This is a genomic window from Vibrio sp. V01_P9A10T6 (genome assembly GCF_963877065.1).
In the GTDB taxonomy this organism is placed as follows: domain Bacteria; phylum Pseudomonadota; class Gammaproteobacteria; order Enterobacterales; family Vibrionaceae; genus Vibrio; species Vibrio anguillarum.
The window spans coordinates 1-12,617 of record NZ_CAWNTB010000006.1 but is presented as its reverse complement, the minus strand read 5'-3'; the positions used below and the strand labels follow the sequence as shown (position 1 = coordinate 12,617).

At 43.5% G+C, this 12,617-nt stretch carries 10 protein-coding genes and 2 pseudogenes; 4 read left to right on the top strand and 8 right to left on the bottom strand.

Going from position 1 to position 12,617, the window contains the following annotated elements; translation table 11 throughout:
- Positions 1–791: pseudogene (locus AACQ21_RS00365) on the bottom strand (GGDEF domain-containing protein); the annotation flags it as partial.
- 520 nt (positions 792–1,311) lie between these two features.
- Between AACQ21_RS00365 and AACQ21_RS00360 the strand changes: the two are divergent.
- On the top strand, positions 1,312–1,968 hold the full coding sequence (locus AACQ21_RS00360) for a 2OG-Fe dioxygenase family protein (protein ID WP_026028039.1): 657 nt from the start codon (positions 1,312–1,314) through the stop codon (positions 1,966–1,968).
- Entirely contained in the window at positions 1,952–3,178 is a 1,227-nt protein-coding gene (locus tag AACQ21_RS00355; protein WP_374956408.1) for a cysteine desulfurase-like protein, read from the top strand. Before AACQ21_RS00360 ends, AACQ21_RS00355 begins: the two co-directional genes overlap by 17 nt.
- A 55-nt stretch (positions 3,179–3,233) precedes the next feature.
- Here AACQ21_RS00355 and AACQ21_RS00350 read toward each other — a convergent pair.
- From AACQ21_RS00350 to AACQ21_RS00340, 3 genes and pseudogenes are all read right to left on the bottom strand, one after another.
- A pseudogene (locus tag AACQ21_RS00350) lies at positions 3,234–3,983 on the bottom strand (SanA/YdcF family protein).
- Positions 3,956–4,279: a DUF3392 domain-containing protein gene (locus AACQ21_RS00345; RefSeq protein WP_105977433.1), complete on the bottom strand. Its 324-nt coding sequence runs from the start codon at positions 4,277–4,279 to the stop codon at positions 3,956–3,958. The pseudogene AACQ21_RS00350 and the gene AACQ21_RS00345 overlap by 28 nt, the downstream one beginning before the upstream one ends.
- Before the next feature lie 62 nt (positions 4,280–4,341).
- Positions 4,342–6,030: an NAD-dependent malic enzyme gene (locus AACQ21_RS00340; protein ID WP_105977432.1), complete on the bottom strand. Its 1,689-nt coding sequence runs from the start codon at positions 6,028–6,030 to the stop codon at positions 4,342–4,344.
- Positions 6,031–6,468: 438 nt separating this feature from the next.
- On the opposite strand from AACQ21_RS00340, the gene AACQ21_RS00335 reads away from it, so the two are divergent.
- Positions 6,469–6,846, top strand: coding sequence for a hypothetical protein (locus AACQ21_RS00335; RefSeq protein ID WP_026028577.1), 378 nt, complete (start codon positions 6,469–6,471; stop codon positions 6,844–6,846).
- 50 nt (positions 6,847–6,896) lie between these two features.
- On the opposite strand, the gene AACQ21_RS00330 is transcribed toward AACQ21_RS00335, so the two are convergent.
- The 3 genes from AACQ21_RS00330 to AACQ21_RS00320 form a co-directional block, all read right to left on the bottom strand.
- Positions 6,897–8,000 (bottom strand): phosphoribosylaminoimidazolesuccinocarboxamide synthase, encoded by a 1,104-nt coding sequence (locus AACQ21_RS00330; protein WP_105977431.1) that lies wholly within the window; start codon positions 7,998–8,000, stop codon positions 6,897–6,899.
- Positions 8,001–8,302: 302 nt separating this feature from the next.
- Positions 8,303–9,985 carry an aspartate:alanine antiporter gene (locus AACQ21_RS00325; RefSeq protein WP_013857120.1) on the bottom strand — a complete coding sequence of 561 codons (1,683 nt, stop codon included), beginning with the start codon at positions 9,983–9,985 and terminating at the stop codon, positions 8,303–8,305.
- A gap of 185 nt (positions 9,986–10,170) precedes the next feature.
- Entirely contained in the window at positions 10,171–10,437 is a 267-nt protein-coding gene (locus AACQ21_RS00320) for a GrxA family glutaredoxin (RefSeq protein WP_010320195.1), read from the bottom strand.
- Positions 10,438–10,731: 294 nt separating this feature from the next.
- Between AACQ21_RS00320 and AACQ21_RS00315 the strand changes: the two genes are divergently transcribed.
- Positions 10,732–11,973, top strand: a complete 1,242-nt coding sequence (locus AACQ21_RS00315) for an iron-containing alcohol dehydrogenase (protein ID WP_105977430.1) — start codon at positions 10,732–10,734, stop codon at positions 11,971–11,973.
- Positions 11,974–12,030: 57 nt separating this feature from the next.
- On the opposite strand, the gene hexR is transcribed toward AACQ21_RS00315, so the two are convergent.
- Positions 12,031–12,617: transcriptional regulator HexR (gene hexR, locus AACQ21_RS00310; protein ID WP_105977429.1), on the bottom strand; the 587-nt coding region annotated here is incomplete at its 5' end.

The following is a 12,617-nucleotide window of genomic DNA, read 5'->3' as shown; positions in this document are numbered from 1 at the left end:
CCGTCACCCAGTATTTGTGCCAGCTTGAGTGCGGTTTTATAGGTTTCGATCGCCGCCGTGATTTGATTACGTGACTCTTGCAACTTAGAGATGTCGAGTAAGCTAACCAACTGGCTATAAGACATTTTACGTTGCTTGAAGTAACTGTAGGAATTTTCAAGTAACAGCTGTGAACGATCAAAATCTTGTAGCTGAACCAGTATTTGACCTAGGCCATGAGATATTCTCTCCATTAACTCTTTGTTATCAATGGATTTTGCTGTATCAATTGAGGTCATTATTGCGGCGTACGATTTTTTAAACTCGCCTTGCTCTTGGTAATAGAGACTTTTAGCTAGTAATACTTCTGATTCGATTTGTGCATTGTGATCGTTGCCTGCTTCAACTAACAGTGCGTCAAGTTTCGGCAACACGTCGACTTTTTGGTGCCGTAAAGCTTGAATCTCTCTTAGTTTGAGAGTGAGCGTTTCAACGTTGGTGTGTTCTGTTCGCTTTAATCCTAATTGTGCCGCTTCTAAGCTCCTATCATATTCCTCTAGTAGCCCATACACAGTTGCTTTGGCTAAATAGTAACGTACAACGAGAGCGGAAGGCTGTGACAATATGATGTAGTCTTCTTCTAGTTCACTAATTTGTGCTTTTGCCTTGATCGGTAGTGAATAGGTGATCTGCTCAATGCCCTCCAATGCTTGGAGAAATTTATCTTTAGGATCCATAGCCGCATAGGCATTGATTACACTGAAACCTAATGCGATGAAAGTCCACAGTGTGACTTTAATACTAGAGTTCACGAGTTGAGGATCTCCTTATCAGCTGAGCGATGTTTCAACTAAGTCTTAATAGTCAAATATATCAATTAGTTTGATGATCTAGTATTAACTTTAGTCTAATTTTTGGCATGGCTTACTACTTAAATGGTGCTAATTTCGAGTTAATGAGATGCTATATGGCTCATGGATTAATACTTGCTAAATTTAGTCGAATCGAGCTGATAAATTAGTTACTGATATTTCCTTTAAACCCGCCCATGGTCTACATACCATTCCTACATCATCCTAATGTTGGTAATTCATTGTTTTTAAAAGCTTATTAACCTTGAAGTAGTGAGCTTGTCTAAAAATCGCTATGTGTCATGCTCGCTATTGGATGTTAATTCTTATTTTTGTGATTATTTAAGTATTAAATTTTATATTGCTAGTCACATACAGATATAACATTCATTTTTACTTGAATGTGCACTATTAGTGCGTATCCTTAATGTAAATTAATTGTTAATTTAATGTGTCCAATCATTTAATTAAGGAGCTGGTGATGTTAGCTGTACACGAAAACACTTTACAGATTACGCAATTAAGTCAAAAAGCGATTCAACAACTTGCTCCCTCCTTTGCGCAATTACCACATACGGAGCATGCTGATGGTCAGTATCGTTTACGGCGCTACTCTGTGGTTCAATTTAACAAAGGGAAAGTCGAGGCGTTGGACAAGCATGACTTTATGCAAACCGATCAAATCAATCATTTTCAAGGCAACATTAAGCGTCATTTCGATCCTATTTTACCCTCTACGTTACAAAGTGAGGGGATGAGAGAAGTGTGCGAGGTGTTTGTGAGTACGAATGGTCTGCCTAATGGGCAAGAGATTGAAATCCATCAGATCCGAATTGCTGCTGTGTTTGATGAGACGCAAGTCGCGCCAGAAGGTGTCCATCAAGACGGTTTTGATCATATTGCGTTGGTGGGGGTGAATCGCCACAACATCGTCGGCGGTGAAATTATGCTGTATCAAGACTGCCATGAAGCCCCTTTCTTTCGGAAAGTGTTAGAAAATGGTGAGATTGCGATGCTCGCGGACAGTAAGTTATGGCATAACGCTTGCCCTATTCGCTCGATTGAGCATGGGCAAGAAGGTCATATGGATGTTTTTGTGTTAACCGCTAAGGATGGCCGAAATGATCTTCACTCCTGAAAAAGTGCGTACGCAGTTTAGTGCTTTGTCGCAAAAATATCATGGTAAGTCAGTAAGTTTCTTAGATGGTCCAGGTGGCTCGCAAGTACCTAAGTCGGTAATAGAAAAAATGAGTGAATATCTGGGCCATTTTAACTCTAATTTGGGCGGACACTATTTTTCAAGCCAAATCACCACTGATTTAATGCAGCAGGCTCGTGAGTCGGTGCAAGCGTTTCTGAACGCTGAGTCATCAGGAAATATTGTATTTGGCGCGAATATGACCTCGTTGACTTTTCAGCTAAGTCGAGCCATTAGCCGAGATTGGCAAGCGGGCGATGAAGTGATTGTTACTGCGCTTGACCATTACTCCAATGTCTCCAGTTGGCAGCAAGCGGCGCAGGATAAACACGTTACAGTGCGCCAGGTAAAGGTGAACCAACAAGATTGTACTTTGGATATTGAGTACCTACTGTCATTGCTCAATCCTAAAACAAAGCTGGTCGCGGTCACTTATGCTTCGAATACCACAGGATCTATTGTCGATGTTAAACGCATTGTGGATGCGGCGCATCAAGTCGGCGCGATGGTGTATGTGGATGCCGTTCACTATGCTCCGCACCATTTGATTGATGTACAAGAATTAGGCTGTGATTTTTTAACCTGTTCGGCATATAAGTTTTTTGGTCCACACGTTGGTATCGCTTATATCGCTTCGCAGTGGTTACATGCACTTAAACCCTACAAAGTTGAACCTGCAACCAATATTGGTCCGGGACGTTTTGAAACGGGTACGCAGAGTTTTGAAGGTTTGGCAGGCGTGATTGCTGCAGTGGAATATTTGGCGCAATGGGGAGACGCGAGTGGCTCGTTAAGAGAGCGTTTGATCGATAGTTTCATTCAATACAACCAGCATGAACGCCAATTAAGTGAGTATTTTCTGTATAAACTTAAAGGATTGAGTTCGGCTAAGCTCTATGGCCTGACCAAGGCTAACAGTGAACTACGTACACCGACCTTTGCCATTCGCTTAGCTAATCACCACCCAGAATTTGTGGCCAAAACATTGGGCGAGCATAATATTTGTGTGTGGAATGGGCATTTCTATGCGCTTGGTTTAGTGCGTCAGTTAGATCTTGAAAACAGTGGTGGAGTTGTCCGTATCGGTTTTATGCACTACAACACGCGCAGTGAAATTGACGCTTTGTTTGATGTCTTATCCACACTGTAACTAAAGTGGCCCAGAAATTTGTCGAAGGAAAGGTTTCTGGGGCGCAGTGCCTCTTTTAGCTTTCATCTTCGGTTGGCTCTAAGGGTAGCTCTTCGATCACAATTGGCTCTTTGGGACCTAAAAATTTAGGTTGAGTATTCGTGATATAGAGATCTAAAAATGCTTTCGTACGAGCAAAGACCTCACGCAGCCTCACTTTAAAACCAGAACGAGTTGTTGGCCCTGCAACCGCTAAACACTGAGCATTAATGTTATGGTAGTTGGCAATAAAGAGTGCTCGCTCACAATGAAATTGTTGAGAGATGATCAAAAAATTGTCGGTTTCGAAAATACGTTTTGCGCGAACAATGGAGTCCAAAGTACGAAATCCTGCATAATCTAAGTAAATATTCTCACTTGGGATTCCAGCGCGCAGCAGATCGCGTTTCATCGTCCACGGTTCATTGTACGAACGGTGAGCATTATCACCACTGAGTAAAAACCCTTTTACCTTGCCTTGTTAATACAAAGCGATCGCGGCTTCAATTCGGTGGGTATAGTAGTCATTGAGCGTTTTACCCAAGTACTTACTGGTTCCAAGTACAACAGCGACTTGGAATTGACCGACTTGATTTTGCTCGGTGACGATTTGTTTTTCGGCCTGCCAACTGACCCAGCGATCAATGCCAAGCACAAAAAGGCTTGAAATGAACAACAGTACAGACACGTAGCGAAGCAGCGTGTGAACCCGCTTTTTCCAAACAGGGCGAGAGTGATTTGAAGATGAAAATTTTAACACTAAATTTGACGGTTCCTTTGTGCCCAGATCCCGATAGCAATAAAGCAGAGCATAATAATGCTAAACATCATGCCTGATTCTAACTGCGAAAGTGTCCGAGCAAGGTAAGGGCTCGCTTTGATGATCACCAAACCGTAGCCGAAAGCGTTAATCAATATAAACGTAAATGTGCGAACGACAAAGTGTTGGTTGCGCATTAGCTTGCGCATCGCGGCGTTAATCTCTCCACCGAGCATCACGAGCAAACAAGCGATCAATGCAGTTGATATCTCCGTTAAATACGGTGATAAGTAATGCCCTGCGGGCGTTAAAAAGTTCATCATATTGACTCACAGAAAAAGCCCCTAAACATCAGCCGAAGCTTAGGGGACAGCAGAGTAGGAGCTTAGAAAGCAGTGCGTTTGTAGCGGCGGTATACTGGCTGCCAAAAATGCTGCTCAATGGCGGTTTCTAACACATCATCTGGGATCTCTAGTGCAACGCCTTGCTCAATTGCTTTTTTCGCTACCGCAAACGCAATTTTCTTGGAAACGGAGTGAATGGCTTCCAGTGGTGGAAGTAACGCACCATGCCCATTAAGTGCCAGAGGTGAACAGTTGGCGAGTGCGCGGCTTGATTCCATCAGCATCTCATCAGTAACTCGATGCGCATTGACCGCCAGTACGCCTAAGCCGATACCAGGGAAAATATAGCTATTGTTGCATTGTGCAATTGGGTAGGTTTTACCGTTATGCAACACAGGATCGAACGGGCTGCCTGTGGCGACGAGTGCTTCACCGTTGGTCCAACGGATAATGTCATTGGGCGTCGCTTCAACACGGCTGGTTGGGTTCGATAGTGGGAAAATAATCGGGCGTGGGCAGTGTTTGTGCATCTCAGTGATAATCTCTTCACTGAATAATCCCGGAGCCCCAGAAACACCGACCAACACCGTTGGTTTGCCATTTTTCATTACTTCCAATAATGAGAAACCATTACCTTCTGTGTTCCAATCATGTGTGTCTTTGTTTTTTTGCACGAGGCGCTGTTGGAAATCAAGTAGGTTAGGCATTCCTTCTTGCAGCAGGCCCCAGCGGTCAACCATATAGACTTGAGAACGAGCTTGAGCATCTGAAATACCTTCTGACACCATTTGCGCGATGATTGCTTCGGCAATACCACAGCCTGCAGAGCCCGCACCAAGAAAAGCGATACGTTGCTCGGAGAGTTGACTGCCCGCGGCTTTGCATGCGGCCAATAGCGAACCTACAGTCACCGCCGCAGTGCCTTGAATGTCATCGTTAAAACAACAAATACGGTTTTTATAACGCTCTAATAGTGGCATTGCGTTCTTTTGTGCAAAATCTTCAAATTGGATAAGTGCATCAGGCCAGCGACGTTGCACCGCTTGGATGAACTCTTCTACAAATGCATCATATTCGGCCCCGGTAATCCGAGGGTGACGCCAGCCCATGTACATCGGGTCAGCCAAGCGCTGTGGGTTATTGGTTCCAACATCGAGCACGACCGGTAAAGTATAAGCAGGGCTAATACCACCACATGCGGTATAAAGTGCCAGTTTGCCGATAGGAATACCCATGCCGCCAATTCCTTGGTCGCCCAAGCCGAGAATGCGTTCACCATCGGTCACTACGATAACTTTTACGTTATGGTTCGCTGCATTATTGAGTAAGTCATCGATGCGATCTCGATTCGGAAAGGAAATGAACAGACCGCGGCCGCGACGATAAATATTTGAAAAGTTTTCACACGCGGCACCCACCGTTGGTGTGTAGATGATGGGCATCATCTCAGTGATGTGGTTTTGTACTAAACGATAGAATAAGGTTTCGTTAGTATCTTGAATATTACGCAGATAGATATGCTTATCCATATCACTTTCAAAGCTGCAGTATTGTTGGTATGCGCGAACAACTTGTTCTTGTATCGTTTCCGTCGTTTCAGGAAGCAGGCCTTCTAAGTTGAAGGAACTGCGCTCTTCAGCACAAAATGCACTGCCTTTATTGAGCAAAGGCGTGCTGAGTAGAGCGGGGCCCGCATAGGGAATATAAAGAGGGCGTTTATCATTATTCATTGTCGGCCTATTTTAGGGTAGAAGGGAACTCAAAAATGATAACGGTTTACTCATGAGATTGTAAATAGACGAGCGGCGACACATGGCACAGAATACTGAAGAATGCCGATAAAAACGGTAGAATTCTCCGTGTTAATTGCTGAGGGCATCAATGTACACATGTTTGTCTATTGGTCTCCTTAAGCAGAGATTTCAAAAGTAGTGTTGAGCGATGATCACTTTAAGTGATAAAGCGACTTTTTGTTCACGGTTTGAAATATTAATCAATCAGACACATATGTCAGTAAGTCTGTTTATGCCTTGTTACAAACCTGGTTTTGATATAGCCAATCCATTCGGTTTTAAGGCATAAAAGACTGTTTTTTTATATCCTATTGCTATATGAACAATCATGGATGATATTGAGTACAGTGTGCTGCCAATTTGTCGGGGGACAAAATGAATACACAAGAAAGGAGACGGGTGGTGTTTGATTACACTACATTTCTTGGCGCGTCATGTAATAAGAAATGGACATTCCTCGAAGCCATGACGTCATTTGCACCGATTTTTGGTACGGTATGGAAAGACAGCATTAAAGAATTATCAAGCCCAGAGGATCGCCTATGGGAAATGGCGTTGAAGTCGTTATCAACACGCCGTAGTGATGAAGCGAATTTAATTTCACTGGTGAGATTGGCGAAATTAGAGGGGATTGAAGAGCTAAAATTAGTAATGCCGTATGCGTTGGATTCTGAACAGATCCAATTGATTCAAAATAAAAGCCAATCTTTGATAAAAAATACAAAACCAGACGAATTTATTATCACCCTGTAAGGGGATAAACCGATAACGGGGCATATTTAATGTCCCGTTATTGTTGAGTACTAGTCAATCAAGCCATATTGAGAACGCAGGATCGTAATGATCTCTTGCTTTGGGTTTTGGCTTAATACGATCGGTTGGCCAACAATTTTCTCTGCAATCGCAAGATAGGTGTTGGAAATATCCATCAATGCAGCCAAAGGCAGCGCATTATCACGTGCAAGCGCTTCTCGCTCAGCCATCCGTTCTTTGTTGAGTAAAATATCTGGGTCAGGGAAGTAGTTGAGCAAGAATTGACGAAAACCCTCTTTCGAATTTTCCACAATACGTCCTTGCTGATAGGAAGCACTGTCCCAGATGCGAGAAGAGTCCGGCGTACCCACTTCATCCATATAAATGAGTTTCTCAACGCCGTTGGCATCAGTGACATAACCAAACTCAAACTTGGTATCGACGAAAATTTGCTCTACTTGGCAGAGTGCATGGCTAATGACGCTGAAGCCTTCTTTTAATAGCTTTTCGTACAAGGCAATATCTTCGACACGACTGAAGTTAAAAGCGGCAAAATTCTCTTCAATATTATGACGTGAGATATTGACATCATCGGCTTCTGGAACACCGGGAATGCCTTTTAAGATGCCTTTGGTTGATGGTGTAATGAGCAGTTCTGGCAGTTTTTTATCTTTCTGCAAGCTTTCTGGTAATTGAATACCACAAAAATCTCGTTCACCTTTTTCGTAAGCACGCCACATTGAACCGGTAATATACTGGCGACAAATCGCTTCAATTTTGATTGGCTTGGCTTTTTGCACAATCCATACAAAAGGATGGGGAATATCTAAAATATGGCTATCGGCTAACCCGCTCTCTTGAAATAGCTTAAACCAGTGGTTTGAAATCGCGTTCAATGCCGCGCCCTTACCCGGTACACCTTTGATGCCACCTTCGGCATGCCAGATACAATCAAAAGCAGAAATACGGTCACTGATTACCATAATGGCTAAAGGTGCATCAGGAGCAACGTTGTAACCTTTTTCTTTGATCAAACGTTGGCTATCTTCTGGAGTTAGCCAATAAACAGAGCGAACTTTGCCGCTATGAACAGGTTGGTGGGTGCGAATTGGGAGGTCGTCATTGACGGCAAGGATTTGATCAGCAAGGCTCATTTAGACATTCCTATCTTTTTCAAACGTCATACAGAGAAGATATCGCTTAGCTCAACGCTAGTAAGGATATCGATAAACTGTGCGCATCATACCAGAACTATTTTCTGCTGCCAGATAAAAAGCAAACGATTGCCTTTTGTTTGAAAAATTAAGCAGTGGTGAGTTGAATTCAGGAGAAAAGATGCAGTTCTGAGTCGATAAAGCGGCAAACATTGAGATAAAAGCGAAGTAAATAGAGGGGCGATGGCTCGCCAAAAGCCACACATGTGACTTTGGGCGAGTAGCACTGAGGATTATTAGGTTTAGCTGAGTAAAATTAAAATAGTTCCTGTCAGTGTCATCAGTATATTGGCGATAGCGTAGGTGCCAGCATAACCCAATGCGGGAATGGTCGATTTTGCGTAGTCGTTAACGATATCCATCGCTGGTGCGCAGGTTCGTGCACCGATAATCGCACCAAATAGAAGCGCGCGGTTCATTTTCAAAATGTACGCACCAACCAAATAGGCAAAGACGACTGGCACCACGCTGACTAAAAATGCAAGGCCGATCACTTGTACGCCCACTTCTGAGAGGTGCTGGAACATTTTTCCGCCAGCACTTAAGCCAATGCCTACCATAAAGAACATCAAACCTAGGTCTTTCACCATATTTAATGCCCCTTGCGGTACATAGCCGAAAGTGGGGTGGTTGGCTCGTAAAAAACCAAGCATAATGCCAGAAAGCAGTAGCCCAACCGCGTTGCCTAAACCGAAGGAGACTTGTCCAAAGGTCATGGTGATCAAACCAAACAAAATGCCGAGAATAAAGAAGCTACAAAAAGCGAGCAAATCGGCCATTTGGCTATGGATAGAGATGAAACCGATTTTATCGGCCAAGCCTTGAACACGGCTTTTTTCACCACTGACTTGCAGTACATCGCCTTTGGCAAGCACAATGTCTAAGTCCATTGGCATTTCAATTTGTGCGCGTATCACTCGGTTCAGGAAACAACCATATTCGGATAAATTCAGATCCGATAGGCGTTTACCGGCAATACTGTCACTTTTTACGACGATTTCCTCTTCAGAGATGCGCAAATCAAGTAAGTTGCGATCAAACACCTCTTTGCCATTTCGAAAGCTAGGGTCTAGCCTTGCATGGCTGTCAGGGAAGCCAACCAGTGCAATTTCATCCCCTTCTTGCAAGATGGCGTCACCGTCAGGATGTGCAAGAATACCATTCCGTCGAATGCGTTCAATATAACAACCGGTTTGGCGATAAATACCAAGCTCACGTAAATTGCGCCCATCAATCCAGTTGATCAACTCTTGACCAACACGATAGGCACGGATGATGGGTAAATAGACTTTGCGTTGACCGCTACCACCTAATCCACGTTCTTGAGCAATCTGCTGAGCAGAATCTGAGAGGTTTTGTTTTTGCAGCTTAGGCAATAACTTGGCAAACATGATCATACTGATAAGACCAATTAAATAAGCCATCGCATAACCCACCGAAACATTATCTAAAATAAGGGATAAATCCATATTTCTTGGAATGGTGGCTAGCCCGGAGTTTAACGCATCTTGTGCGCCTACTAATACGGGGGTGGAGGTTAATGCGCCTGCCATCATACCAGCAGCTAAGCCAAAATCGAGGCCGAGATAATAACTGCCAAAATAGGTGATCCAAGTGGCGGTAATGAGCACCACTAAACTTAAGATGAGATAATGTTTTCCGTCACGGAAAAATATGCCAAAAAAGTTAGGGCCAGCTTCAATGCCGACACAATAGATGAACAGCATGAAACCTATGGTTAAGGCTTCAGCATTGAAGGAAAAACCAAGGTGCCCCATGATGAGTGATGTAATTAACACCCCAATAGAGTTGCCCAGTTGTAAGCTACCAAAACGAATTTTGCCAAAACCAAGGCCAATCGCTAAGACAACAAAAATAAGAAGAATAGGGTTCTGATCAAGCAAAAGTACGACGTCGATATTCACGGCTCAACTCGTTATGTGTGCCAAGTGGGGTAGGTAAAGTGTGGGAATTGTATCTGAATATTGCAAAAAGATAAGTGAAATTTGTGACAATTGACATTTCATTGACCTAATTTGAGAGAAAGAGCCATTTATCTATAAATAGCAAAAACCCGCTAAAAATCAGCGGGTTTTTATGTTTCTTGGTTTTATTCGTCGAATAAGCCTAAATGTTCTTTCGCATAAGCTTCGAAATCAGTGCAACCACCGATGTGTTCTTGATCAATAAAGATTTGTGGCACAGTTTCAACCGGTTTACCCACTGTCTTTTCTAAATCAGCTTTGCTGATGCCTTCCGCGTGAATATCGACATAACGATAGTTAAAATCATCGCGTTTTAATTTCAATGTTTCAGCGTGTTCTTTTGCGCGAACACAGTAGGGGCAACCAGGGCGGCCAAAAATAACAACGAACATAGCTTTCTCCTTCATTCTTGTTGCATGCAACTATGCCCGATTCAAGGTCGGAAATAAAGTGGCATTCACCAGTTACTTCAATAGGTAAAAGCTATTGCTTATTCCTTAATCGAAGCAAGCTTACCTCTCGATGGTGTTGGGAATAGATCAACAATGGCTTGGCTGTGATATGCCGCATAAACTTGTGTTTTTTATGTGGTTATTTGCTCCACATTGCACTGCATCAAAAAATTTTTTTAACGATAGGTGCACTCTAAACAGAGCTAATCTAGATGAGAGAAAAGGGAGTTATTCATGTTCCAATTTATGACGGCGACGCGGATCATTTTTGGAGAAGGAGCGTTATTGAATTCACTTTCTGTTCTCAACCAATATGGTTATAGCGTACTGCTGGTTTCGGGAAAAGAACAACAACGAGCTTCCCCTATTGTTCAATACCTGAAAATGCAGAATATGCGCTATCAGCATGTAGCTATTGTTGGTGAACCTAATATTACCATGGTGGAGGAAACGGCCATTTTAGGCCGACGTTTTCAACCGGACATGGTCGTTGCTATTGGTGGCGGTAGTGTGATTGATATGGGCAAGGCACTCGCGGCAATCATTCCTAACCAAGGTAACGTTTATGATTATGTGGAAGTGGTTGGCCGAAATGTGCCGTTAAAGACAAAACCGCTGCCATTTATTGCTATTCCAACCACAGCCAGTACGGGATCCGAAGTCACGCGTAATGCCGTGTTGAAATCGGGACAAGACAAAGTAAAAGTAAGCTTGCGCAGCCCAGATATGCTGGCAGATGTTGCGATTGTTGACCCCACGTTGACCTATGGTACCGACAGTTACACATCTGGCAGAGGCGCAATGGATGCTTTTACGCATTTAATGGAAGCCTATGTGTGTGGTGAACCCAATCCACTCACCGATATGGTGTGTGAAGAGGGGCTGCGCAAACTCAGCCGTTCTATATTGCCAGCGTGCCGAAAAGATGATCATAAAGCGCGAGCGGATCTCTCTTTTGCAGCAATGCTTGGAGGAATGGCAATTACCAATGCAAAGCTTGGTGCGGCACATGGCTTGGCATCGGCATTGGGAGGGAAACTTGATGCTCCACATAGCGTGATCACGGCGCGTTTGGCCCCTCATGTTATGCGAGAAAACATTCGAGCAGCGCAAAAAGCAGGGCGAAATGATGTACTTACACGTTATAAAAAAATAGCTCAAATTGTGACTGGCAGAACAAATGTTCACGTTGAAGATAGCGTGCTGTGGGTGAAAATGATGTTAGATAAGTTGCAACTGCCTAAACTCAACCAGTTTGGTGTGTGCAATACGTCGTTTGAGCGCGTGGCGTTAGATGCTTTAAAGTCGGTCGCGATTAAAGGTAACCCTTTGCCTTTAACACAAGAAAGGTTAATCCATATATTAAATCAAGTTTGCGAGTGCCAAGGTGAGTGTGAGGAGTGGCAACCGAATTCATCCAATCAGGTAGAAGTTAGGCATGATCCAGTCGCGCCTGAAAGTAGCAAGCAAAGTTGATAAAAAAACGGAGCAATTGAGCTCCGTTTTAACGATTATTTTAGGATCGCGATTATCTTAGAACTGTGACAGCTTATCGTAGCGCGAGTCTTTTAGTACATCCTTGACGCGTTTAAGATTTTCACGAAAACCAGAGCCACGGCGCAGGGTGAAACCAGTAGCCAGTACATCAATTACCGTCATTTGCACCACACGGCTTGCCATGGGCATATAGACGTCAGTATCTTCAGGTACGTCAAGAGAGATCGACAACGAGCTTGCTTTGTCCAGCGGTGAATCTTTTGCCGTAATCGCAATGACAGTCGCACCATTTTCGCGCGCAAGATTGGCGATTTCCACTTGGCTTTTAGTACGACCTGTATGCGAAATCAAAACAATTACGTCATTATCGGTACAGTTGATACAACTCATGCGTTGCATCACGATATCTTCAAAACAAGTGATCGGAATGTTAAAGCGAATAAATTTGTTTTGGGCATCTTTTGCTACAGCAGAAGAGGCTCCTAAACCGAAGAAAGAGATCCGTTTTGCTTGTGTGAGTAAGTCAACTGCACGGTTAATTTGCATTGGATCCAAGCTGTTTTTAGCCACATCCAAACACGCCATAGTCGATTCGAAAATCTTATGGGTGTAGGCGTCTGGGC

Coding starts and splice junctions, on each gene's coding strand:
- AACQ21_RS00360 (WP_026028039.1), top strand. CDS start 1,312: ATGTTAGCTGTACACGAAAACACTTTACAGATTACGCAATTAAGTCAA.
- AACQ21_RS00355 (WP_374956408.1), top strand. CDS start 1,952: ATGATCTTCACTCCTGAAAAAGTGCGTACGCAGTTTAGTGCTTTGTCG.
- AACQ21_RS00345 (WP_105977433.1), bottom strand. CDS start 4,279: ATGATGAACTTTTTAACGCCCGCAGGGCATTACTTATCACCGTATTTA.
- AACQ21_RS00340 (WP_105977432.1), bottom strand. CDS start 6,030: ATGAATAATGATAAACGCCCTCTTTATATTCCCTATGCGGGCCCCGCT.
- AACQ21_RS00335 (WP_026028577.1), top strand. CDS start 6,469: ATGAATACACAAGAAAGGAGACGGGTGGTGTTTGATTACACTACATTT.
- AACQ21_RS00330 (WP_105977431.1), bottom strand. CDS start 8,000: ATGAGCCTTGCTGATCAAATCCTTGCCGTCAATGACGACCTCCCAATT.
- AACQ21_RS00320 (WP_010320195.1), bottom strand. CDS start 10,437: ATGTTCGTTGTTATTTTTGGCCGCCCTGGTTGCCCCTACTGTGTTCGC.
- AACQ21_RS00315 (WP_105977430.1), top strand. CDS start 10,732: ATGTTCCAATTTATGACGGCGACGCGGATCATTTTTGGAGAAGGAGCG.